22 protein-coding genes, 1 tRNA gene and 1 other RNA gene are annotated in these 21,829 nt (G+C 62.7%); 10 read left to right on the forward strand and 14 right to left on the reverse strand.

The window, feature by feature from the left end; genetic code table 11:
• Positions 1 to 10 precede the first annotated feature (10 nt).
• Both ACERI1_RS02470 and ACERI1_RS02475 read left to right on the forward strand, forming a co-directional pair.
• Entirely contained in the window at positions 11 to 205 is a 195-nt protein-coding gene (locus ACERI1_RS02470) for a methytransferase partner Trm112 (protein WP_008009572.1), read from the forward strand.
• A gap of 12 nt (positions 206 to 217) precedes the next feature.
• Positions 218 to 808 (forward strand): hypothetical protein, encoded by a 591-nt coding sequence (locus ACERI1_RS02475; RefSeq protein WP_373616443.1) that lies wholly within the window; start codon positions 218 to 220, stop codon positions 806 to 808.
• Positions 809 to 830: 22 nt separating this feature from the next.
• On the opposite strand, the gene ACERI1_RS02480 is transcribed toward ACERI1_RS02475, so the two are convergent.
• Both ACERI1_RS02480 and ACERI1_RS02485 read right to left on the reverse strand, forming a co-directional pair.
• Positions 831 to 1,949 (reverse strand): DR2241 family protein, encoded by a 1,119-nt coding sequence (locus ACERI1_RS02480; RefSeq protein WP_373616444.1) that lies wholly within the window; start codon positions 1,947 to 1,949, stop codon positions 831 to 833.
• A gap of 3 nt (positions 1,950 to 1,952) precedes the next feature.
• Complete coding sequence (locus tag ACERI1_RS02485) at positions 1,953 to 2,858, reverse strand: CbiX/SirB N-terminal domain-containing protein (protein ID WP_373616445.1); 906 nt, start codon at positions 2,856 to 2,858, stop codon at positions 1,953 to 1,955.
• Positions 2,859 to 2,990: 132 nt separating this feature from the next.
• Between ACERI1_RS02485 and ACERI1_RS02490 the strand changes: the two genes are divergently transcribed.
• Together ACERI1_RS02490 and ACERI1_RS02495 are read left to right on the forward strand one after the other, a co-directional pair.
• The gene (locus ACERI1_RS02490; RefSeq protein ID WP_373616446.1) at positions 2,991 to 3,749 is read left to right on the forward strand and encodes a DUF2797 domain-containing protein; all 759 of its coding nucleotides are present in this window, start codon (positions 2,991 to 2,993) and stop codon (positions 3,747 to 3,749) included.
• Positions 3,750 to 3,842: 93 nt separating this feature from the next.
• Positions 3,843 to 4,211 carry a hypothetical protein gene (locus ACERI1_RS02495; protein ID WP_373616447.1) on the forward strand — a complete coding sequence of 123 codons (369 nt, stop codon included), beginning with the start codon at positions 3,843 to 3,845 and terminating at the stop codon, positions 4,209 to 4,211.
• Between the two features lie 154 nt (positions 4,212 to 4,365).
• Here the strand turns inward: ACERI1_RS02495 and ACERI1_RS02500 are convergent, their stop codons facing one another.
• The 3 genes from ACERI1_RS02500 to ACERI1_RS02510 form a co-directional block, all read right to left on the reverse strand.
• Positions 4,366 to 6,144: an ABC transporter substrate-binding protein gene (locus ACERI1_RS02500; RefSeq protein ID WP_373616448.1), complete on the reverse strand. Its 1,779-nt coding sequence runs from the start codon at positions 6,142 to 6,144 to the stop codon at positions 4,366 to 4,368.
• A gap of 137 nt (positions 6,145 to 6,281) precedes the next feature.
• Positions 6,282 to 7,133, reverse strand: a complete 852-nt coding sequence (locus ACERI1_RS02505) for a phosphatase PAP2 family protein (RefSeq protein ID WP_373616449.1) — start codon at positions 7,131 to 7,133, stop codon at positions 6,282 to 6,284.
• 5 nt (positions 7,134 to 7,138) lie between these two features.
• A complete protein-coding gene (locus tag ACERI1_RS02510) occupies positions 7,139 to 8,926 on the reverse strand; it encodes an ABC transporter substrate-binding protein (protein ID WP_373616450.1) in 1,788 nt (595 codons plus the stop codon).
• 218 nt (positions 8,927 to 9,144) lie between these two features.
• Between ACERI1_RS02510 and ACERI1_RS02515 the strand changes: the two genes are divergently transcribed.
• From ACERI1_RS02515 to ACERI1_RS02525, 3 genes are all read left to right on the forward strand, one after another.
• Entirely contained in the window at positions 9,145 to 9,420 is a 276-nt protein-coding gene (locus ACERI1_RS02515) for a ribonuclease P protein component 4 (RefSeq protein ID WP_373616451.1), read from the forward strand.
• A gap of 99 nt (positions 9,421 to 9,519) precedes the next feature.
• Complete coding sequence (locus tag ACERI1_RS02520) at positions 9,520 to 9,768, forward strand: YhbY family RNA-binding protein (protein WP_373616452.1); 249 nt, start codon at positions 9,520 to 9,522, stop codon at positions 9,766 to 9,768.
• Complete coding sequence (locus tag ACERI1_RS02525; protein WP_373616453.1) at positions 9,765 to 10,703, forward strand: mechanosensitive ion channel family protein; 939 nt, start codon at positions 9,765 to 9,767, stop codon at positions 10,701 to 10,703. The genes ACERI1_RS02520 and ACERI1_RS02525 overlap by 4 nt, the downstream gene beginning before the upstream one ends.
• Before the next feature lie 348 nt (positions 10,704 to 11,051).
• Here the strand turns inward: ACERI1_RS02525 and ffs are convergent.
• Positions 11,052 to 11,363, reverse strand: an RNA gene (gene ffs, locus ACERI1_RS02530) — signal recognition particle sRNA.
• A gap of 109 nt (positions 11,364 to 11,472) precedes the next feature.
• The gene (locus ACERI1_RS02535; protein WP_373616454.1) at positions 11,473 to 12,810 is read right to left on the reverse strand and encodes a cytochrome P450; all 1,338 of its coding nucleotides are present in this window, start codon (positions 12,808 to 12,810) and stop codon (positions 11,473 to 11,475) included.
• Between the two features lie 186 nt (positions 12,811 to 12,996).
• Between ACERI1_RS02535 and ACERI1_RS02540 the strand changes: the two genes are divergently transcribed.
• Entirely contained in the window at positions 12,997 to 13,332 is a 336-nt protein-coding gene (locus ACERI1_RS02540) for a DUF5798 family protein (RefSeq protein ID WP_373616455.1), read from the forward strand.
• A 49-nt stretch (positions 13,333 to 13,381) separates the two neighbouring features.
• On the opposite strand, the gene ACERI1_RS02545 is transcribed toward ACERI1_RS02540, so the two are convergent.
• The 5 genes from ACERI1_RS02545 to ACERI1_RS02565 form a co-directional block, all read right to left on the reverse strand.
• A complete protein-coding gene (locus ACERI1_RS02545) occupies positions 13,382 to 13,792 on the reverse strand; it encodes a CoA-binding protein (protein ID WP_373616456.1) in 411 nt (136 codons plus the stop codon).
• A gap of 81 nt (positions 13,793 to 13,873) precedes the next feature.
• Positions 13,874 to 14,929: a M20/M25/M40 family metallo-hydrolase gene (locus ACERI1_RS02550; protein ID WP_373616457.1), complete on the reverse strand. Its 1,056-nt coding sequence runs from the start codon at positions 14,927 to 14,929 to the stop codon at positions 13,874 to 13,876.
• A gap of 91 nt (positions 14,930 to 15,020) precedes the next feature.
• Positions 15,021 to 15,653: an RAD55 family ATPase gene (locus ACERI1_RS02555; protein ID WP_373616458.1), complete on the reverse strand. Its 633-nt coding sequence runs from the start codon at positions 15,651 to 15,653 to the stop codon at positions 15,021 to 15,023.
• 173 nt (positions 15,654 to 15,826) lie between these two features.
• Positions 15,827 to 16,687, reverse strand: a complete 861-nt coding sequence (locus ACERI1_RS02560; RefSeq protein ID WP_373616459.1) for a geranylgeranylglycerol-phosphate geranylgeranyltransferase — start codon at positions 16,685 to 16,687, stop codon at positions 15,827 to 15,829.
• 214 nt (positions 16,688 to 16,901) lie between these two features.
• On the reverse strand, positions 16,902 to 17,084 hold the full coding sequence (locus tag ACERI1_RS02565; RefSeq protein WP_373616460.1) for a hypothetical protein: 183 nt from the start codon (positions 17,082 to 17,084) through the stop codon (positions 16,902 to 16,904).
• A gap of 148 nt (positions 17,085 to 17,232) precedes the next feature.
• On the opposite strand from ACERI1_RS02565, the gene ACERI1_RS02570 reads away from it, so the two are divergent.
• Positions 17,233 to 17,307 (forward strand) — tRNA-Arg (locus ACERI1_RS02570).
• A gap of 73 nt (positions 17,308 to 17,380) precedes the next feature.
• Here ACERI1_RS02570 and ACERI1_RS02575 read toward each other — a convergent pair.
• Positions 17,381 to 18,670, reverse strand: coding sequence for an MFS transporter (locus ACERI1_RS02575; protein ID WP_373616461.1), 1,290 nt, complete (start codon positions 18,668 to 18,670; stop codon positions 17,381 to 17,383).
• A 191-nt stretch (positions 18,671 to 18,861) separates the two neighbouring features.
• Between ACERI1_RS02575 and ACERI1_RS02580 the strand changes: the two genes are divergently transcribed.
• Complete coding sequence (locus tag ACERI1_RS02580; RefSeq protein WP_373616462.1) at positions 18,862 to 19,596, forward strand: helix-turn-helix domain-containing protein; 735 nt, start codon at positions 18,862 to 18,864, stop codon at positions 19,594 to 19,596.
• A gap of 52 nt (positions 19,597 to 19,648) precedes the next feature.
• Here ACERI1_RS02580 and ACERI1_RS02585 read toward each other — a convergent pair whose 3' ends face one another.
• Positions 19,649 to 21,799, reverse strand: coding sequence for an ATP-binding protein (locus tag ACERI1_RS02585; RefSeq protein ID WP_373616834.1), 2,151 nt, complete (start codon positions 21,797 to 21,799; stop codon positions 19,649 to 19,651).
• Positions 21,800 to 21,829 lie beyond the last annotated feature (30 nt).

Genomic DNA, 21,829 nt, shown 5'->3' on the forward strand with positions numbered 1-21,829 from the left:
CCTACGTAGTATGAAGGAGTCGTTGCTGGACATTCTCTGCTGTCCGCTCGATAAACACGATCTGGAACTCGAGAACGCCGAGTACGACGGCGACGAGGTCGTCGGCGGCGAACTCGTCTGTACGGAGTGTGGCGAGGCCTACCCGATCGAAGACGGGATTCCGAACCTGCTGCCGCCGGATATGCGCGACGAAACGCCGGCCTGACGGACACAAACCGTGTCACCAGCCGAGGTTACCGTCCACGTCAACCGCGGGTCCACAAACACACTCGAGCCGGCCAGCACCGCGCTCGAAACTGACGGCTCGTTTCGCCTCTCGCTGACGGGCCACGAGTCACCCGCACACGTCCACTGTCGGCTTGACGGCGACCTCGAGCGGATCGCGTCGCTCGCTGGTGCGAACTACTACGTCGAACCGGACAGCGTTACGACCGTCCCGGTCGCCGTCGACGCCGACGCGATCGACCAACCGGTCGACGGCTGCCTCGAGATCCTGACGGGCTATGGCTCCGAGTCGGTCGCGATCGACGTCACGGTCGTTCCCGGTCCGCCGGGCGTCGATGTCGACGAATCGCTCGCCGAACCGACCCGTACGGAACCCGAACCGACGCCACTCGAGCAGGTCGTCGATCGGATGACGAACGGTAGCGGGCTCGATTCGGGGACGCTCGCAGTGCTGGCGCTGGGCATGGTCGCGCTCGCGATTGCGACGCTGACGACGGCGTCGATCGCGAGTCCGGTCGCGACGGCCGGCCTGGGGATCGTCGTCGCCGGAGTCGTCGTGGCGCTGTTTCTGTTACTCCAGTAGAATCGTATAACTCGTAAGCGGGCTACTCGTCGACCTGGGTCGCCTCGAGTCCGCCCTCGCCGACGCGCTTGGCCCGGAGGTATCGCGCCCGATAACGGTTCGCGCCGTCGTAGACGTCGGCCTCGCGGATCTCATCAGTACGGCCCTCGGCGACGGCGTCGATCAGCTCCTCGAGTTGGTTGAGTTCGCTGGTCGTGAGCTCGAGTTCGTAGGTGTGTTCCTCCTCGGACTCGAGGATGGCCCACTTGCGGGCGGCTGCGACGACGAGCGAGCAGGGTTCCCGACAGGGGAACGGCCCATCGCCACCGTCGACGTCCAAGTCGTCGTCTTCGTCGTATTCCCACTCTCGGCGGCGGAGACACTGCGAGTCGACACAGCAGGCTTCTGCCATCCAGTCGACGGCCTCGCGCGGGAGTTCGTCGATCACGTCGTAGATACCGGTCTGTCGCTCGGCGGTCTCGGTCCAGTGATCGATATCCAGATTCCCGCGCAGTTCGCGGTGCCAGTTGGCGATCGTCGCGGGATAGAGAAAGCCGATCGTCTCGACGAGTTCCGCACCCGAGAGACCGGTAAACGCCCAGCCCGAGACGAGTGTGGGCGCGGTTTTCAGCGGTCGGTAGCGACCGTCCTCGTCGTAAGTCGCGATGTCCCGGGCGTCACGCGGGTCGTCGTAAACCTCGAGGTCGACAAGGTCGCTGTCGGCGTCGTCGACGTGCCAGAGGTCGTAGACGCGCTCGCCATCGGGATCGTCGACATCGACGAAGCGGACCGTGATCGACAGTTGGCCCCACTGCCGGTCGATGCCGTTTCGGAGCGCGTCGTACCGTGTCGGCACTGCGAGGCCCTCGGTCGTGTGCTCGTCGGCGTCCGGGAGCGGTGCGTGCTCGCACCACCGGAGGAACGCACGCCGGGCAGTGCCCTCTCCGCCGACGGTCTCCTGCCAGTAGCGCCAGTTGGTGACGTACTCCTCACAGGTCTCGAGTGTCTCCCGAAGGGCGGCCTCATCGAGGCCGTGCCACTCGTTGTCGGGCGTCTCGAGGGAGTAGTCGCCGTCAGTTTCGGCGATTCGGAGGCCGTCGAACGAAATGCCATCCGACGCGCGCTCGAGCAGCGTCTCGAGGTCGTCGCTCGAAATCGTCACGTGTCAGTCACCCGCGCCCGTTCCCGCGCTCGGTTCGTGGTCGGCGTCGGCGACCGATCCGGCGAGATCGCGGACCGTCTCGCGAGCGTCGCCGATGTCGGCCCCGGCGTCGGTCGCCCGCTCGAGGACGACGTCGGCCATGAGGGCTTCGGTGCCGACGGCACCGGTGTACCAGATTCGGTGGCCATCGACCTCGGCAGGCACGTCCCAGCCGAGCCGGTAGTCCTCGGTCAGTCCCATGTCTTCGGGAATGTCCTCTTGGGTGTGGTAGCCATCGGCGATAAACAGCGGGACGACGACGATGTCGTCGCTCTCGAAGTAGTCCGTGACGTCGTCGACTTCGGGTTCTTCGTCCATGAACAGCGCCTCGACCTCGTCGAAGCGGTCGCGATCGCGGATGCGTTCGCTGTGGTACTCGATGGCCTTCGCGGAGTTTTCGTTGCGCTCGGTCCCGTGGCCAACCACCGACAGGCCGACGCCCTCACCCACGTCCGGGTCCTCCATCGCGGTTTCGGCCCGCTGGACGATCACGTCCGTCATCGCGTCGTGGGTGCCGACCGGCCCACAGTAATGGATGGTCTTGCCGACGTCGTCGGCCTCGAGCGTGGCCTGTGAGGCGCTGGTGCCGTCCGAATCCCACTTTTCTGGGTCCCAGTCGTCTAAGCGCAGTTCCCGCGGGATCACCTGCTCGGTAAAATACCCCTCGCTGATAAAGAGTGGAACGACGAACACCTCGTCGGCCTCGAGCGTGCGGACCACTTCGCGGAAGTGTGGTTCTTCCTTCCAGAACGCCTCGCGGACCTCGTCGAACGCGCCCGTCTCGCGGATCGTATCCGCGTGGGCGTAGGTCGGATCCGAAGCGTCCGGATTCAGGTGCGATCCGTGTGCCGCGATGACCAGCGCTTGCATGGACGGCGCTTAGGATAGTACCGGTATAGGGGCTTCGCTGCCGGTCCTCGTCGCCGGGTCTGACGGTCTGACACGCGTCGCTCGAGCCCGGAGAACGCTACGTCTATTTGCGCCCAGTGTCAACTCGAGTGCGTGCAACTGGTGGGCTACGAACCGAGCGGGCGGGGCTCGGCGCTGCTGATCAGCGACGGCAGCGGCGCGGTCGATCATCGCCCGCTCGAGCCCGGTGACGACCTCGCGTACACGCTCGGCGAGCGCCACTGCGCCGGGACGATCGACGAGACCGGCACGCACGTCGCCTGCGACCGACCGTCAGCCCCCTACTGCGAATATCATACGAGCACGTGGGTCTGTGCCCGCTGTACCGGGACCTGCCTGAAAGACGAGATGGACTGTTACGAGGACCACGCCGTCTACATCGCCGCGTTCGCCCCAGACACGTTCAAGGTCGGCGTCACAAAGCTGTGGCGTCTCGAGACCCGGCTGCGCGAACAGGGAGCCGACCGCGCGGCCCACGTCCACACCGTCTCGAACGGTCGCATCGCCCGCGAGCTCGAGGCCGAGATCGCTCAGCGACTGGTTGACCGGGTTCGCGCTGACTCCAAGGTGGCCGCACTCGCTGCTGCCGTCGACGAAGACGCCTGGGAGGCCGTCCTCGCGGCGTTCGATGTCATCGATCGGTTCGACTGCGACTACGGCCTTGACCTCGAGACACGTCCGGTCCGCGAGACGGTCGCGTCGGGGACCGTCGTCGGCGTCAAAGGGCGGCTGCTGATACTCGACAACGGCGGGACGACCTACGCCGTTGACATGCGCGACCTCGTCGGGTACGACGTAGCGGAGGGCTCCACGGGCCGTGACCTGCAGTCGTCGCTGGGGTCGTTTGGGTAGGCTCTTTCCATACTGGTCCCGGTGTAACGGCTGGTTGTCACAGACATTCGAGACATGGCAACCCTTTTCCCCGACGCAGCAGAATCCGAGGGTATGACGGACGAAAACGACTCCAACGGAGACGCAGGCGACGACAGCGAGGAGAAATCGTTCCGCGAGCGCGTCGAAGAGATCCGCGAGAAGCGCGCTGAAGAGGGCGAAGGCGAGGGCGAGGCCCCCGAAAGCCCGTTCGGCGGCGGCGGTGGCGGCCCCGGCGGCATGGGCGGCGGCAATCCCTTCGCCCAGATGATGGGTGGCATGATGGGCGGCGGCCCCGGCGCTGGTCCCGGTGGTCCCGGTGGTCGTGGCGGGCAAGACGAGAGCAACGAGGAACTCGTCCGCGAAGTCCGACAGCTCCGTGACGAAATGCGCGATCAGACCCGTGCGCTCAAGCGCATCGCCGACGCGCTCGAAGATCAGTAACGGACCCGTTTCATCGCTCTCCGTTTTCGCCGGTCATCCGTTCCGCTGAGCCATGTGTGTCTTGTGATGGTGGACGACGCGAGCGTGGTCAGAGCAGTAGTCCGTGATCCCGTCTCGAGCGTGATCCAGGTGCGATCCGCATTGTCCGGCAGGATTATTGTCTGATACGGAGCCGGTCCCGATCGTCGTACCGAAAGCCGGCGTCTTCGAACGCCGCTCGGGCCGCACGGACGTTCACTTCACCATCAGTTCCCAGAAACGGCGTTTCGGGGTCCTGACCGTTCCACGTGAGGCTGTCGGGGACCCACTGCTCGGTAACTGGTGTCGCAACCGGTCGTGCATACCCGTGAAAGACGGTCTCAGCAAGCCACTCCTTGTCGATCAACTGTGCGATGACCCGCCTGAATCGGGGGTTCCCAAACGGTGCCTTCCGCGTGTTGAATCCAAGGAAATAAAACGTCCACGACGGTGACTCGAGTCGCTGCTGTCCGTCTGTCTTGTCGACAGTCTCGATGAGTCTCGTATCAAGAGCCGTACTCGTGACGTCGGCAGTGCCGTTTCCGACAGCATCGATCGCCGTTTCCGGGTTCGGTGGGACCTCGATCACACACTCGTCGACGGTCGGTGCCGGCTGCTCACTGCCGGACCGGAGCGTAAAGTGACCGTCGAACCGCTCGAGTCTGAGTTGATCGCCCTCGGTTCGATTTACATACTGGTAGGGGCCGCTCCCGACCGGCCGAATGTTGTTCGTGACGACCGCCGTCGTGGTGCCCTGCGAGAGCGCACCACCGCCCAGTCCCATCGGGCTCTCTGACCGCTCACGCCAGATGTGTGCGGGCAGTATCGGGACGAGGAGGGCGCGTTCGCCGACCGCCTGCCCCGCATCGACGGTAAACTCGAGACGATCGCGGCTCCGAACGTCGATCGCCTCGACGGCGTCGATCTGTCCGCGAAAGCGGGGTGCAGGAACGACCCGGTCGTCATCGTCACCGGACATGTCTGCGAGAAACTGGTAGGTGAACTCGACATCGGCGGCGGTCACCGGCTCGCCGTCGTGAAACGCACAGCCGTTTCGAAGGCGAACGTCGAGCGTCGCCCCGTGCCACTCCCACGACTCCGCGAGCCACGGTTGGACCTCCCCGGTTGGGTCGTCAGTCGCCAGCGAGTCGTAGAGTAACTGGGTGATCGTTCCGCGACCACGATAGTCGGAAGCCAGCGGGTTGAGGTTTTTCGTCGGTCGGCTATCCGTGTGGGCGGCGCGCAGCGTCCTAACGCCCGCCGCAGGCTCGAGTCCGAGATAGCCACTCCGGGTCGCGAGATGACCGTCAGCCCAGCCGGTGAACCGATCCGTTCTGACGACGCGGTGTTCCTCGGGAATACAGATCGGGACGAACGGCTGGTCGCGTGCGATCGCCTCGAGCGCGCTCGTGACGGCGTCGCGCCGATCGTTCCCGTCGGCGTGGCGTTGCTTCTCGAGCAGGTCGTCGACGGCCAGGTTGGTGTAGCCAAACGGGTTCTGCCAGCCCGATTCGTCGATATACAGCGAGTGTAACGCCTCGTAGAGGAAGTCGGGATCGGTCCCACCCGGATGTCGACCGATACAGATGTCGAACTCGTGATCGTACAGCACTGCTCGGTTGAAGTCGATCCCGGAGCGGATGTCGAACGAGACATCGATCCCGACCGTTGTGAGGATCTGCTCGAGTTCGTTTGCGATCCGGATACTTTCTCTGTCACTGTCAGCAGGGAGGGTGGTGACCGTCAGCGAGAGCTGTTTGATATTGCGTTTCGTAACGAGATTCCGGAGTCGGCTCACACAGCCGCTAGTCGAGACCGTCAGACCAGCCGTCGCTGCCAGCGCAGCCCGACGACTGGGACCGGTGCCGTCGGTGGCTGCGCTGTTTGATTCTGGGTCGGCCCGTCCTCCGTTCATGTTGTCTGTCTACCATGATTGTCCGCCAGCATATAACAGTATTGTGCTCACGTGGCTCGCGCGTCGGTCAGAGAGTTGGCTGTTTTGACGCTTTCAGCACGATATGTCTCGCCATCATAGACCGTGAAACCGGACGATTACTCCTGTTTTTGGGGCCAGGGCAGCCGATCGGCGAACTGCTCTGAAAGCTCCGCGACCGACCAGCGGTCGACGAGTCGATCCGAGAGGTCGACACAGGCCGCTGCGAGCATCGTGCCTGCAGCGACGTCGATTCCCCAGTGGATGCCGAGATACATCGTCGAAATCGCGACGCTTACCGCCAGTACGACCGCGATGAGGTGCCACTTCGGGAATTCCGACCGCGTCTTCCATGCGAACGCCGCGACGGTCGCCGACATCGAGGTGTGAAGCGATGGGAAGACATTGGTGCTAGCATTGACCTCGCTTGTGAGCCACTGATATTGTGGATTAGTTTCATACAGCATTCGACCAGCGAATTCGGCGGGCATCATGTTCCGGGGGCCGTACGCGATCACGAAGATATAGAGGAGAAGACCGATCGAGTAGTTGAGCGCGTAGGCCGTCAGCAGCCGGCGGAAGATCCGAGTATCGGAGAGCGTAAAGTATGCGATAACCGGGAATATCAGCAGAAACGTGTAGCCGTAGACGTAAATAGCCGAGAAATACGCCGTCGTCTCCGGTGTCTGGATCGACTGAAAGATCAGGATTAACTCTCCCTCGAGGTCGTAAAACGCCCCAGAGAGATGGAACCCGATCTGTCGCGACAGCTCAGGCGCGGTCTGTCTGGCGACCCGGTTGATCAGTAACACACAGAGTAACACGGCGATCACCGGGGCGGCAGTCCTGAGTCGGCTTCGCCACTCCGAGCGCGTCCGAGCGAGGCGCTCACGGCCGATGAAAACGACGACTGACACCGGCACCAGTATCGAGATGACGAGAGCGAGCTGCGTCAACACCTCAGCGAGCATCGCGTCTAGTAGCCTCCAAGCAAGCGACCGTTATCATCGTACCGAAAGCCGGCAGTCTCGAACGCCGCTTTCGCCGCCGCCACGTTGAGTTCGCCGTTCGAGCCAAGGAACGGTGTCACCGGATCCTCGCCGTCCCACGTGAGACGGTCGGGGACCCATTCGTCTGTCACCGGCGTCGCGGTCGGGGTTGCGTGTCCATAGAAGACCTCGTCGACGATCGCTTGCTTTGGAATCAACTGCGTGACCGCACGGCGGAAGTGCGTGTTGCTGAAGGGTGCGTTTCGGACGTTGAATCCGACGTGGTAGAACGTCCGCGAGGGGTGGTGTAACTGCTCGATGTCCGTGGATTCGGGGACCGCATCTAGCGTATTGGCGTCAAGTGCCGACGCCGTCAGGTCAGCGTTGCCATCAACCACCTGTCTGATCGTCGTCTCACTGTTGGGAGCGATATCAAACCGAAGCTCCTCGACGGATGGACTGGGAAGTTCGATATCGTCTCGGAGCGTGAAGTGATCGTCAAACTGTGTGAGGACGAGCTGATCATCCTCTGTCCGACTCTCGAACTGGAACGGTCCACTGCCGATCGGCGGAATGTGATCGCCCGTCGCAGCGATCCACCGTCCCTGTGGTGCAGTAAACTCGCCATCGGCTGCACGCTGGTCGACAAGCTCACGCCAGAAGTGTTTCGGCAGGATCGGCACAGTCAGTGCCCGTTTGCCGACCACTCGATTCCCATTCATCGAGAACGTCAGTTCGTACTCGCCGTCGACCGTAATCCGGTCGACCACGTCGATGTGGCTCTGATATCGCGGTGCCGGCGAGGGTGTTGGCGCTCGTCCGAGTGACGTATCTTCGAGGAACCGGTAGGTAAAGGCGACGTCCTCGGCGGTTAGCCGTTCACCATCGTGGAACCGACAGTCTTCGTGGAGCGAGACCGTCGCGGTCAGCGTCGGGCCCTGCTCGTCGGTCGGGTTCGCCTCCGCCCACGTTATGTTGTCCTTGGCAAGCCAGGGCTGTACCTCGCCCTCGTGGACGGTTCCCAGCGAGTCATAGAGCAGGTCGATCATCGTGTCCCGCTCTCGCATCGTTGCCGATAGTGGGTTGAGGTTACTCGTTGGACGAGCATCCGTTTTGAGCGCGAGCAACTCGTTGCCATCGCCGGTCGACTCGGGCTCGAGATAGCCGTGGCGAGTCGTGAGATTGGCCTCGTCCCAGCCGTCGAAGCGGTCCGTACTGGCGACGCGATACTCGTCGGGCCGACAGATCGGTTCGAAGGGTTTGGACTCTGCGAGCGATCTCAACACCGACTGGACGAGCCGCTTTCGTTGCTCTCCTTTGGCTCGCCGCTGGTCCTCAAGCAGCGTATCGAAGACCATGTTGGTGAACCCGAAGGGGTTCTGCCAGCCGGCTTCGGTGGCGAACGAGGAGTGGAGCATCTCATAGAGGAAATCGGGGTCGTATCCGGCAGGATGATGGCCGACGTAGAGGTCGAAATCGTGCTCGATCAGCACCGCTTTCAGCAACTCCGACGGCGACCGCATGTCGATCGAGACGTCGATTCCGGCCTGTTGGAGGGCCGTCTCGAGTCGACGGGCGATCTGAATGCCCTGTCTATCTGCGTCCGCCGGTACCGTGGCGATGGACAGCGACAGTTGTCCGTTGACGGCTTTCCCGACCGCGTTGCGCACGTAGTCGGTACAGCCGCTCGTGGTGAGTGCGGCCCCCGCTGCCCCGGCAGCCAGAAACGAACGACGGCTGATGCCGGTCTCAGAGGGAGTGGGGTCCCAATTCATATCGTTGTGTAGCACCTCCTCTCATTTGATATATAACAATATTGCGTACTCTAAACCAATACGTGTCACACTAAAGAATCTTTTCAATCAGGGGTACATTCTATTCGAGTTACTTTTTGTGAGATGTTAACAAACTCAGCTCGTGGTGGCACTCGGCACGTTCGTCTCGGCTCAGTCTCGAGCGCAACATCAATAGGCGCACCCACGAAACGGAAGCTATGGACATCGCTGCCGAACGGATCGAGCGCCTTCACGACCTCGCTCGAGCGGCGGCAGCGGACGGCGACGACGAGTTGGCTCGCTACTACGTCCGTCTTGCGCGACGGGTCGCAGAGCGGAACCGCCTCACGCTGCCGCGGACGTTTCGCCGGTTTACGTGCGACGAGTGTGATGCGTACCTCCGGCCGGGAGACAACGCTCGCGTCAGGTTGCAAGACAGCCACGTCGTCATCACTTGTGAGTGCGGTGCCCACGCTCGATATCCCTACGACTGACTGCGGACTGTTGGCAGTCGGTCTCGTGACTGCGTCGCACAGCCGGTGGCCGTGCCGCATCGAGAAGATTGAAACCGCTTCGCTCTCTTACACAGGGATATGGATAACCAGGAACGCAAGCGCCGCGCACACGACCTCGACGTGACCGTCTGGGTCGGCAAAAGCGGCGTCGATGCCGTCGTCGACGAACTCAACGACCAGCTAACCGACAGAGATCTCGTGAAAGTGAAATTCCTGCGGGCCGCCCGTGCCGGGAGCTCGACCGACGAGAAAGCAGCCGACCTCGCGGAGCGTGTCAACGCTGACCTCGTCGACACGCGTGGACATACCGCGGTGTTGTATCGATGAGCGTCGGTTCCGCGGGCCTGCTTCAGCTTCAGGGTGGGAACGCGGAGCTCGGCCTGATCGGCGGGGCGCTCGAGGAGGCGGGGCTCTCGGCGGCACAGGCAGGGTTAGCCGAGGGTGCGATCAAATTCGTCGTCGCGTTTGCAGCGATCTGGGTGATCGGTCGGCTGGTGTTCGTTCCGCTGATCGAGCGGGCTCTCGACAGACGCGATCTCGACGAGCACGCCAAGAACCCGCTGTTGTTGCTCACGCGCTTTGGCGTCGCGTTCCTCGCGCTTGCGGTCGCGTTTAGCTTCGCCGGCTTCGGTAACCTCCTCGTCTCGATGGCTGGCATCGCGGCAGCCGGCGCATTCGCGATCGGGCTGGCAATGCAGAACGTGATCTCGAACTTCGTGGCTGGCGTCTTCATCTACATGGACAAGCCGTTCCGCATCGGCGACTGGATCGAGTGGGACGACGGGACGTATGCGGGCGTCGTAGAAGACATCAGCCTCCGCGTGACCCGCGTGCGCACGTTCGACAACGAACTGCTGACGGTCCCGAACTCGTCGCTCACCGAGAGTCCCCTCAAAAACCCCGTCGACGCCGACAAACTCCGACTGAAGTTCGTCTTCGGGATCGGCTACGACGACGACATCCAGCAGGCGACCGACATCATCGTCGAGGAAGCCGAGCGCCATCCCGACATCATGACCGATCCCGCACCCTCCGTCCGGCTGACGGAACTGGGTTCGTCCGACGTCGGATTGCAGTCTCGCTTCTGGATCGAAAACCCATCCCGCGCCGATTTCGTTCGAACGCGCGGCGAGTACGTCACCGCGGTCAAACAACGCTTTGACGAGGAGGACATCGACATCCCCTACCCCGTCCGCACGCTCGAGGGGGGCCTCGAGTTCGAGAGCGCCAGCGGCCAGAGCGTCGTGCAGCCGGCCGAATAACGCCGTTCGATTGTTCCCTATTCGGAACAGTACGGATCTCCTCGGTTTCAAATTGATGGCCGGGAGCGCGGCTCGAACGACAGTGAGAGCCGCAGGACCCGGGGGAGGGCAGGCCGTTACCGATAGAACCGCGAGCGAGGCCGCAGGCCGAGCGAGCGGGCTGACGACTGATGTGAGTGTAACGAACGGAAGGAGGAATGCTTTTGATCGACCCTAAGCGGGAGCTTCGCTCCCGCGAGGTCCGAGAGAGCAAAGCTCTCTCGAGATTTTACCGAGCGACGCGACGGCGTGCGGCAGCAACGCTGCCGTCGCCGTCGCTGAGTGCAGTGTAAAAGGTCGTTGTGTATGAATGCGGAGAACCGCTCTTGCCCGGCGTTCCGACCGGGGGAATCTCGGTTGCCTTCTCCACCCCGCGACCCGTCGAGCGACAGGTGTCCGGCGGTCCACTGCTCGCTTCCGCGCCTGATGGGCTGTCGCCGGCTAACCACGATGGGGCGTCCCTGCGGACGGCCATCGTAGACCGCTGTCCCCGACGGACGAGGCTTCTATGTTGGCTCCCGAGGCCCCGGTCGGTCTGACCGGACGCCTGCGGCGTTCGGTCCCCGCTAAAGACCATACGCGGGTAGTGAGCAGGGCCTAACTGCCCGACCTATCCGAATCAGAATAGGTGATCGGTACTTAAGGGCCTTTCGCCTCGAAAATTGAACGGCTGTGCGGGGACGGCGTGAGCCGGCGGACTGTATCACGCGAAACTCCTGCAAACGTCGTATCAGCTGTCGGCTATCCCATCGGCCACAGGGCCGGTTCGTTCGGTAATCTGGACGAATACGGAGCCGTCGGGCTGGGTCGTCATCTTCGGGAAGACATCGAGATCGTCCGTGGCCTCGAGTCGGTACCGGCGTCCGATCGCGGCGAGGACGGCTTTCATCTCGAGACGGGCGAAGTGTCGCCCGATGCAGATTCGAGGTCCGTTTCCGAAGGGAATGAATTCGAACCCGCGCTCGCGAGCAGTCGTGTCGACCCATCGGCCCGGATCGAACTCGAGCGGGGCATCGTAAAATCGGGGATCGCGGTGGACGCTCCACGTCGAGAGCAGGACCTCCGCGTCCTCTGGCAGGACATAATCGCCGAGAGTGACGCGTTCGGTCGTCACTCGGGGAATCGCGTGAACGGGCGGGTAAAGACGGAGCGTCTCGTTGATCACCTGCGTCGTATACTCGAGGGCGGACAAATCCTCGAGTGTCAGGGGGCCGTCGAGGACCGTGTCGAGTTCGGCATAAAACCGATCAGCGACGTCGGGATGCGAGCCGATCAGGTGGCAGGCGTAGGTCATCGCGAGCGCGGTCGTTTCGTGGCCGGCAAAGAGCATGCCGACGACTTGGTCGAGTACTTCTGCTTGGTCGAACTCGGAATCGGGGTCGTCCCGGAGCGCAGCCAGTGTCGCGAGGAGACTCTCGTCTGCTGGCCCGGCTCCGGTCTCGTCGAGGATCGATCGTGCCCAGTCCCGAAGGCGGTCGGAACCACGCCGGAACTTGCGGCGAGCCGGCGTCGGGACCCAGTCCGGCAGCACCCATGATGTCGGCTCGAACCAGCCGTTGAGCGCATTGGCGTCCGCCGCGAGCGCGTCGATGTCGGTCGCCGGGAGCGACGCGCCGAACACCACCTCGAAGAGGTTCTCGAGTGCGATCGAGCGCATTTCCTCGTCGAGTTGGATGCGTCCACCGGTGGGCCACTCTTCGATACGATTCGCTGTAACCTGCCCCATCGTTTCGGCGTCGTCACCGATTCGAGCCGGGGCAAAAAAGTCCTCCATTGCGTGCCGCTGGCGGCGCCACTGATCTCCTTCGACGGAGAGCAGCGCCTCGTCAAAAGCGACTCGAAAATCATCGAGTTTCGCGAACGTCTCTCCATTTGACAACGCTGTTTCGATTGTCGACGGTGCAGCGACGACATAAACGTCACGTCCCAGCAATTCCATCCGAAAGATATCGCCGGTCGACTCGACCGATTGTCTGACGAAGCCGAACGGGTCGGCAGCGAACGCGGCTGTGTGGCCGATGACTGGCGTCCCCGGTGGTGAAGGCGGGAGTGAACTCGTCCGTCCCATTTCTCGAGTAAAAGAGTGTCGGTCACTAGAATAGTTCTTTTGAAGCAGACGTTGCGATGGACCGGACTGAGAGTGGACGATCGACTGCTTGAAGCTCATGACTACCCGCTCGAAGCGACCGGCGATCACTGATCCGTAAGCGCAGAGAGGAAAAGGCCCATTAGTTTCACGACACATCTCTCCGGTATGGGACTCGGCAGCACTGCAAAGAAGATTCAGACCCTCTCGGATCGGGCCGAGGCGATGTACAAGCAGGTCCAGAAACTCCAGCAGCGGATCACGGGGCTCGAGGAGAAGGCAGAGGAAACCCACGAGACGGTCACGCGCATGGACCACCAGCTCACCGAACAGCGCGCGCTCTTGCTCGCGATTGCAGAAGAGCAGGGAATCGATGGCGAAGCGGTCCTTGCAGAGGCGGCGATCGACGATGCTGAAGCCGAGACCGACGCTGATACCGCCGACTCAGCGACGAACGCGGACGCAGCGTCCGACACAGCCTCCGGCGACGCGACCGCCGAATAGCGACACGACGAGTCACGGGCGTGCCGACACTAACTGGCAGCAGGCCGTTTCAGGCAATCAGCCGGCGGTGCTCGACTTTCATACACCGGTCCTGAACGACAGTTCGACCGTCGGCTGCAGCACGGGCCGCGGCGTCGTCGTCGCGAATTCCCGATTGGGTCCAGATCGCGTTCACGTCACCGCGCTCGAGGACGGCGTCGACGACGTCACTGACTTCCTCACTGGGCCGGAACACACAGACGACATCGATCGATTCGTCGACGGCTGCCAGCGAGTCGTACGCCTCGCGGCCGAAGATATCGTCTGCGAACGGATTGACTGGAACGATATCGTAGCCGTGCTCGAGCATGTACTTCGGGACGTTGTGGGCTGCTTTCCCGGGCGTGCTCGAGCAGCCAACGACTGCGATCGTGTCGTATGCGAGCACGGCCTCGATGTCGTCGGTAGAGTCGACCGTCATACCACGGCGTAAGGACGCGACGGTGAAACGTCTCAGGGTCGCGGCGAGGAGAGCGGCCACGGTCGCTCGAGCACGCCGACGTTAGATATCGACCGCGAACTCGAAGTCGTGAGCAGCCACCGCGAACTCCCCGAGGAGCGTCGCCGCCGCGTCGAGATCGTCGAGATCGAGGACCTCGACGGGCGTGTGCATATAGCGGTTGGGCACGCCGAGGTTGAGCGACGGGATCCCGCCGCGTGACGTGTAGAACGCGTCTGCATCCGTCCCGGTCCGGCTGCCCGCTGCCTGTAACTGCACCTCGATGTCGGCGTTGGACGCGACCTCGCGGGCAGCCTCGACGACCCGCGGATGGTTCGCGCTGCCACGTGTGATGACCGGCCCGCCGCCGAGTTCGATCCCGTTTTTCTCGCCCGCGGGTGTGCTCGGCGCATCCGTCGCGTGGGTGACGTCAGTCGCGACGACGACGTCAGGCTCGAGGTCGAACCCGACCATTTTCGCACCTTGCAGGCCGAGTTCTTCTTGTACTGTCGAGACGGCGTAGACCGTCGCGTCGGGGTCCGCGGCAGCGGCACGGCGAAGCCCTTCTGCCGCAGCCCACACGCCGATGCGGTTGTCCAACCCCCGTGCTGCGATGCGGTCGTTTTCCAACTCGCTGATCGTCTGCTCAACGGTGATCGGGTCACCACGTTCGACCAACTTCGCAGCCTCGTCCGCATCGCTTGCGCCGATGTCGATATGCTGTTCGTCGATGTCCTCGAGCGATTCGTCCTCCTGGTCACGCATGTGAATTGCTGTCTGACCGATCACGCCCGGCACCCGACCGTCGTCCGTGTGAATGCGGACGTGCTGGCCCTTCGAGACTGTCCGATCGGCGCCACCGATCGCCGTCATGCGAATCGCGCCGTTGTCCTCGATATCTCGCACCATAAAGCCGATTTCGTCGCCGTGGCCGGCGAGTGCGACTGTCGGCTCGCCGCCCTCGAGGACGGCAACGGCGTTTCCGTACGCATCAGTCCGCACCTCGTCGGCGAACTCCTCGACGTACTCGACCCAGTGACGTTGGCCGGCTGTCTCGAAGCCGGACGGCGTCGCGGTCGTGAGCAACGTCTCGAGGAACGCTCGTCGTGGTTGGTCCATACCCGACCTTCGTGGGCCCTGTGCGTGAAAATACCGGTCTCTCGACACTGGTGTGAGCAACGAACGGGAAAACAGCGACGACCGCGAGTACTCAGGGCGAGAGACCAGCCGTCCGAATCGTTGGCTCGTCGCCATCGGTCGACTCCTCGAGTTCGATGACGGCGTCGAACAGCTGTTTGAGCGTGTTCATCGTTTGATCGTCGTGTGCCGTCGCGTCGATGACGTACAGCCCCAGCGCGTCGGCGCTCTGAATACGGCCCGTGAATACGTGGAGGAATCGAAACACGGTCTGGAGATCTGAGTACATCAGCAGCGTCGAAACGGAGTGCATGAGCACGCGGTTCTCGGTGTGCCCCCGCGTCTCGTAGAACTCCTGAAGGAATTCGGAGAGTTTGATCCCGATGCCAGTCATGTCGACGGGCGACGAGGCGTATTTAATCCGCGGATCGTCGTCGATGGTCCCGATACCGCGCTGTTTCGTGACACAGTCGACGACACCGACATCGGGTTCGACGCCGTCGTCGATACGGGTATCGAAGCCCTCGAGAACCTTGTCGGCGCTGTCTTTGGTGGTGACGATGATCGATCCATCCCCACGGTTTGCCCCACTTGCGAGGATGTCGAAGGCAATCTGGCGTTTGCCTGTCAGTGGCGGACCCGTGACGAGTACGTTCGTCCCTGGATCGAGGTCGGCGTCCGGAAGGACATCTGCAAGGTCATACATAACGGGATACTCACATCCATCGCCGTGGCGACGAGCTGGTACCACAGCCCACCCGGTAGCCGGCGTGTTAGTTGGAAATACGTGAAGCGGCTTATAGAACTTTTGATTAGAAACCCCCTCGATTATGTGATGTTGTATCACATTTCGGTCGATTGCTATCGTGCGTACGTGTCCTATAGCGAGAGCGAAAGCTCGAGGGCGACGCGTCCGATGATGAACGCCAGTGCGGCGAGAAACATCCCATATTTGAGGTGCGATTGGCCGGCAGTCGGATTCTCGAAACTCTCGTAGGCGGCGACCAGCATGATGGCATCAGCAGGTGCGACGACGAGCAGATATGCGACACCGAACTCCGCACGCAGGTACGGAATCGGACTGGCGACGACGGCTGCCACGAGTAAGACGGCTGCGACGACGAGCGCACGGCGTTCCCCGATCGCGATCGGCAGGGTGTGCAGCCCCTCTTCGCGATCTCCTTCGATATCTTCAACGTCCTTGATGATCTCCCGGGTTAGCGTTGCAATCGCCGCGAGCACGAACAGCACGACCGCTGGTCCGATCTCACTCCCATCGATCGCTGCAGCCCCAAAGAGGAACGTGCTGCCGACCAGATAGGCGACGAGTGCATTGCCCACGCCGGGCAACCCCTTGAAAAACTCGGTGTATGCGACCAACGCGAGGAGATTGACGGTCGCAATCGCGATCGCCAACCGCGGCAGTATCAGCGCGAAGGCGACCGCGCCAGCAAAGAGTGTAATACTGAATGCTAGCGCACCTCGTGGACTCACTGCCCCGCGGGGAATCGCCCGCTCGGGCTGGTTGATCCGGTCGATCTCTCGATCGAAGTAGTCGTTGATCGCATTTCCCGCACCGACTGCCAATCCTGTTGCCGCGACCGCAGCGACGACCGCCATCGGCTCCTCGGACACGCCGCCGGCGATGAACGACCCGATAAACGTCAATACGCTCGCCGCGATGACGTTTATCGGTCGCGTCAACTCGAGCAACCCACGACCTGTCTCGCCGACTGTCATACGCGGGCATGCTCATGGAACGTGGTTAAACGGTGCGATCCGCCGCTGTGGTCGGCGTGGCGAACCTCTAGAACAGACCGCTATCCGATCGGCCACCGGAGCTGTGTTTGGATCCCGCCCCGGCGCAGCGTTTCATACGGTCTGCTGTCCCGATGTCCCGGTGGGCCCGCAGGACGGTCGCGGGTGCACAGGCACTGCCTGACAGGAGCCCGTATCAGCGCCACTCCTCGAGATCACAGAGCAGATCACTTTCGACCGCGAGCCATTCGCTCACTCGCTCGTCGTCGCTTGCGTCCACGGGAACGGCGGTCCAGACGTCCTCCTCGTCGGCCAGCAACTCGAGTGGCGTCGTGCCGGACTGCGCCTCGCCTGGCATCGGGGCCTCGGCTTCCGTCATGGTCTGTGTCGGCCTTGGAACCTCATGCTCAAGGTCCCCGTCGGTGATTATCAGCGGATGAAAATCACCGATAGTGGGTGTGTCGATCACTGTCGAGTCCGGTGAAAATCGAGTGACTTATACGGGTCCGTCGGGAACAAATCGGTGAGGGCGCTTAGCTCAGTCTGGACAGAGTACTTGGCTTCGGACCAAGCTGTCACGGGTTCAAATCCTGTAGCGCCCATCCGTTTTCCGGTTGGTTCGCAGTTGTGGACTATACTTCGCCGATGAGATAGGAGGCCTGCTGCAGAGAGTCGTTAGTCTTCAGCAGGAGCCTGTGTCGACGTCTCTCGAGCAGGGGCCGGTGGTTCGTGCGTCCCGAATTCCGGATGGGTCTCCTCCATCCAGAGAGACACGATTGCTCCGGAGACGAACATCAAGGCGGCGGTCATGTAGAATGCGGCCTCGAGGTTTACGAACTCCATCGAGAGCCCGATCAGGATCGCGCCGACGCCGTAGCCGGCGTCGCGCCACATCCGGTAGACGCCCATCCCTGCCGACCGCCAGGTCGGGTGGGCGGCATCGCTTGGGACCGTCATCAGGTTCGGGTAGAGCAGCGCCATGCCGAGCCCGGAAACGGCGGCTAAGACTGCCCACGGGAGGTAGCTATCGACGAACACCATCCCGAGGACGCCTGCGCCGGCGAGGAACATTCCGACGATGACCGGCGGGCGGCGACCGATGCGGTCTGCGAGGCCGCCGGTGCCGATCTGGAGGAAGTACATCGCGCTGTGGACCCCGACGACGACCCCGACAGCTTCGATTGCGAGACCCTGACTCGTGAGATACAGCGGGACAGCGATCCAGAACAGCGTATCGACGAAGTTCTCGATGTGGCCGGCTTGGGCCGCCGCGAACAGCGTCTTGTCGCCGTAGGTCGCGCGCTTTAGCACCTCGTTGAACGGCAGGTTCGCATCGTGGTGGTCGTCGTCGCCCTCGAGGTGGGCGAGTTGAACCGTCTCTTTGATGAGGAAAATCGAGATCAGGAACGCGAGCACCACCACAGCAGCCAGGAAGTAGAACGGCTCGGGCCGGAGGCTGGTCTGGCCGGCGATCACACCGGTGAGCCACGCACCCACAGCGACGCCGGTGTAGCCAAAGGCCTCGTCGATCCCGACGGCAAGGCCGCGCTGATCGGGGCTCGCGAGGTCGATCTTGGCGTTGATCGCCATACTCCAGGTGAGCGCCTGGTTGATCCCCAGGAGGACGTTCCCGACGGTGATCCACCACCAGTTGGGTGCGAAAATGAGGATCACCGGAATCGGCAGCGCGGTGAGCCAGCCACTGACGAGCACCGGCTTCCGACCGTATTCTTCGCCCCACTTGCCGGCATAGAGGTTGAGCAATGCCTTGACGAAGCCGAAGGAGACGACGAACGAGCCGATGACGAAAAACGACTCGACGCCGAGGACGTCCTCGCCCAGCACGGGGACGACAGTGCGCTCCGACCCGATCGTTAGGCCGGTTGCAAAGACCAGCAGCACGTGCAGCGAGAACTGTCCGAGGTGTTCTCGGATTCCCTGTGTCAGCTCGGTCGTCTCGCTCATGGATTATACGATCACACAGCGGGTGGCGTCCAGCTCGCGTTCGGATCGAGTCTCGTCAGTTCGCAGCCATCTGTTCCTGTCGCTCGCGTTCGCGTCGATCATTCGTGGTCATCCGTACGAACTAGTCTCGAATATAGGTACTGCCGGTCATGACCGGCACCATTACATCGTTATCGACCGAAGGAGAGCACATGAGCTTGTACGAGGCCTCGTTCCGAGTGAAACACGAGTGTCCTTACCGGGCGCTTTCGGAACGCTATCCGGATCTGACGATCCGTGAGTGGTATCTGAGCGACTGTCAGGTACTCGAGATCACGTCCGCGGAAACGCCGACGGACGAGTTACTCGCCGACCTCGAGGAACTCGGAACGATCTTGCACCGATCGATCGACGAGAGCGGGCTGCACGTCGTCACGCAGGCGTGTCTCTGTTCGCTCGAGGAGTCGATCATCGACCGGTTCGAGGCGCACAACTGTCTGTATCAGCCGCCGACGGTTCACCGCCAGGGCTGGGAACACTACACGGTGATCGCGTTTGACGAGGCCGACGTGCGAGACCTCATCCGGGACCTCGAGGCGGATCGGGATATCGACGTCCTCTCCAAGACTGCCATCTCGGAACAGGGAATTCCCCACAGCATGCTGGCCCCGGTCGATCGACTCTTCGAGGATCTTACCGACCGACAGTTGGCGGCGCTCCGGCTGGCTCTCGAGAGCGGCTACTACGAGCAGCCACGACAGACGTCGCTGCGTGAGTTGGCCGATCGAACAGCCGTCGCCCGGTCGACGTACGAAGAACACCTTCGGAAGGCGGAGAACAAGCTGCTGACGAACGCCGGCGAGTTCCTGCGGATGGTGACCGCGACGGCTGTGAGCGATCCGCTCCGGGTCGAGCAGTCGAGAGCGCCCGAACGGCGTGCCGACTGACGGCTGTCGGCTCTCGAGTCCCCTCTTTCACTCTCTCTCGCCGACAACTGCCTCATACCGACCGGACGCCGGTCTCGCGGTCGGACGCGGCACCGACTGCTGGCAGGGTAAATGAAAACGTCGCGCCCTCGCCGGGTTCGGAGTCGACCCAGATTTCGCCGCCGTGGCGTTCGATGATCCGCTCACAGAGCGCGAGCCCGATGCCGGTGCCGCTGTGGGTCTCGCGGCTGTGGAGCCGCTGGAACACTTCGAAGATGCGGTCCTGTTCGTCGGGATCGATGCCGATCCCGTTGTCGGCGACGGAGACCGTCCACGTCGTCCCGTCGCGTTCGGCCGACACGTGCACGCGAGGGGATTGCTCGCCGCTGTACTCGATCGCGTTCGACAGCAGGTTCTGGAACACTTGGCGCAACTGCCCGTCGTCGCCCTCGACGCGAGGCAAGTCCTCGACCGTGATCTCGGCTCCGTGCTCGTCGATTTTCATCTGCAGGTTCTTGCGCACGTCCTCGAGGACGGCCTCGAGATCGACCGGCTCGAACGGATCGCCCTGCGTCTCGACGCGCGAATACTGGAGCAGGCCGTCGATCATCTCGCGCATGCGCTCGGACCCGTCGACGGCGAACGCGAGGAACTCCTGTCCGTCGTCGTCGAGTTCGTCGCCATATCGGCGCTCGATCAGTTGCAGGTAGCTCGAGACCATTCGCAGCGGCTCCTGCAGGTCGTGGGAGGCCGCGTAGGCGAACTGTTCTAAGCGCTTGTTAGACTCCTCGAGATCGACGACGAGGTCTTCGAGGTCGGTCCGGTACTGCTGTCGCTCGATCGTCTCGGCGAGGACGTTCGCGACGCTCTGGACGAAGCTGACGTCTTCGTCGGTGAACCGTTTCGGTTCGGTGTCGTGCGTGGCGAGAATCCCCCACGGGTCGTCGACCGGGCCGATGATGGTGCTAATGCCGCTGCGGACGTCGTGATCCGTTAGCAATGCGGGACCGCTGAACCGACCGTCCGTCTCTAGGTCCTCGACGACGATCGGCCGATCCTGCTTGAGGGTGTAGGCGGCTTGAGAGTTGGCTTCGACGGCCGCCACCGTCGCCGTCCCGACGAGTCCGTCGTCCCAGCCGACGCCTTGGCGGAGCAAGAGTTCCTCGCCCGCATCGTCGAGGTCGAGTACTTTGGCGTAGTCGGTGTCGAGGACGGTCGCCACCTGGCGGCTCGCGTCGTGCATGAGTTCGTCCAGATCGTCGGTCTCGAGGGCGAGCTGGCCGAGATCGGCGACGACCTGTTGCTGGCTAGCTCGGCGTTCGAGTTCGCGTTCGCGCGCCATGCGTTCGGAGACATCGCGACCGATGCCCGCAAGCGCCGGCTCGCCGCCAGGTGTCTCGACTCTCGAGGCGGCGAACTCGTAGGGAAGCTGCTCGCCTGCGCTGGTACGGAGCGTCGCCTCGAGTTGGACGCTCCCCGTTTCGAACCCCTCGGCGATCGCACTCGTGACGCGCTCGTGATCGTTGCTGTCGATAAAATCCAGAGCGGTCATCGACGCGACGTCCGAGTCCGAGTACCCCGTGATCTCACAGAGACTCTCGTTCCACCGGTGGAGCGTGCCGTCGGGGTCCAGCACGTAGAAAATGTCGTCGATGGCGTTGAGCACGCGATCGGTGTAGGCCTGATGATGCTCGAGACGCTGGTTCGACTCCGAAAGCTTCCTGTTGACCTCCTCAAGTCGGGTCACCGTCTCCTCGAGTTCCGTCTGCGTGGCTTGCAGTTCTCGGTTGCGTGCCTCGAGTTCGCGTGTTCGGGTTTTGGCCTTCGCATCGTAGATCCCGGAAGCGAAGCCGGCAACAGTGGCGAGTGCCGTCAGGATGAGGATCGTCGACAACTCGTCGACGACCTCGCCGGGCTGGAGGCTGTAGACGACGAGGACGGCGATCATTGCCGCGAAGCCGCTGAGACACCAGCCCGCGATCGTCGTGTAGAACACGGGGTCGATGTCGAACGTGGGCACTCGATAGCCTCCATAGAGGAGGACGGCCCCGGGACCGGCGATGAGCAGCGACGTAATGAACACGTTGCCAAGCGGCGTCCCCACTGTCAGTTCAGTGAGTGCCAACCCTGTTGCGAGCCCGACATAGAGGACGCCAAGGACGACGACGAGACGCCGTCCACCGACGACCGAGAGCGTGCGGTTCCAGGAAACCACTGATTCCATTCGGACGACGATGACCATTAGAATTGTGCC

Origin of the sequence: Natrinema sp. HArc-T2, from assembly GCF_041821085.1 — an archaeon.
GTDB lineage: Archaea > Halobacteriota > Halobacteria > Halobacteriales > Natrialbaceae > Natrinema.

Excerpts from the sequence above, each read along its gene's own strand:
- ACERI1_RS02470 (WP_008009572.1), top strand. The coding sequence starts at position 11 with ATGAAGGAGTCGTTGCTGGACATTCTCTGCTGTCCGCTCGATAAACAC.
- ACERI1_RS02485 (WP_373616445.1), bottom strand. The coding sequence starts at position 2,858 with ATGCAAGCGCTGGTCATCGCGGCACACGGATCGCACCTGAATCCGGAC.
- ACERI1_RS02495 (WP_373616447.1), top strand. The coding sequence starts at position 3,843 with ATGACGGACGAAAACGACTCCAACGGAGACGCAGGCGACGACAGCGAG.
- ACERI1_RS02500 (WP_373616448.1), bottom strand. The coding sequence starts at position 6,144 with ATGAACGGAGGACGGGCCGACCCAGAATCAAACAGCGCAGCCACCGAC.
- ACERI1_RS02505 (WP_373616449.1), bottom strand. The coding sequence starts at position 7,133 with ATGCTCGCTGAGGTGTTGACGCAGCTCGCTCTCGTCATCTCGATACTG.
- ACERI1_RS02510 (WP_373616450.1), bottom strand. The coding sequence starts at position 8,926 with ATGAATTGGGACCCCACTCCCTCTGAGACCGGCATCAGCCGTCGTTCG.
- ACERI1_RS02515 (WP_373616451.1), top strand. The coding sequence starts at position 9,145 with ATGGACATCGCTGCCGAACGGATCGAGCGCCTTCACGACCTCGCTCGA.
- ACERI1_RS02520 (WP_373616452.1), top strand. The coding sequence starts at position 9,520 with ATGGATAACCAGGAACGCAAGCGCCGCGCACACGACCTCGACGTGACC.
- ACERI1_RS02525 (WP_373616453.1), top strand. The coding sequence starts at position 9,765 with ATGAGCGTCGGTTCCGCGGGCCTGCTTCAGCTTCAGGGTGGGAACGCG.
- ACERI1_RS02535 (WP_373616454.1), bottom strand. The coding sequence starts at position 12,810 with ATGGGACGGACGAGTTCACTCCCGCCTTCACCACCGGGGACGCCAGTC.
- ACERI1_RS02540 (WP_373616455.1), top strand. The coding sequence starts at position 12,997 with ATGGGACTCGGCAGCACTGCAAAGAAGATTCAGACCCTCTCGGATCGG.
- ACERI1_RS02545 (WP_373616456.1), bottom strand. The coding sequence starts at position 13,792 with ATGACGGTCGACTCTACCGACGACATCGAGGCCGTGCTCGCATACGAC.
- ACERI1_RS02550 (WP_373616457.1), bottom strand. The coding sequence starts at position 14,929 with ATGGACCAACCACGACGAGCGTTCCTCGAGACGTTGCTCACGACCGCG.
- ACERI1_RS02555 (WP_373616458.1), bottom strand. The coding sequence starts at position 15,653 with ATGTATGACCTTGCAGATGTCCTTCCGGACGCCGACCTCGATCCAGGG.
- ACERI1_RS02560 (WP_373616459.1), bottom strand. The coding sequence starts at position 16,687 with ATGACAGTCGGCGAGACAGGTCGTGGGTTGCTCGAGTTGACGCGACCG.
- ACERI1_RS02565 (WP_373616460.1), bottom strand. The coding sequence starts at position 17,084 with ATGACGGAAGCCGAGGCCCCGATGCCAGGCGAGGCGCAGTCCGGCACG.
- ACERI1_RS02575 (WP_373616461.1), bottom strand. The coding sequence starts at position 18,670 with ATGAGCGAGACGACCGAGCTGACACAGGGAATCCGAGAACACCTCGGA.
- ACERI1_RS02580 (WP_373616462.1), top strand. The coding sequence starts at position 18,862 with ATGAGCTTGTACGAGGCCTCGTTCCGAGTGAAACACGAGTGTCCTTAC.
- ACERI1_RS02585 (WP_373616834.1), bottom strand. The coding sequence starts at position 21,799 with ATGGAATCAGTGGTTTCCTGGAACCGCACGCTCTCGGTCGTCGGTGGA.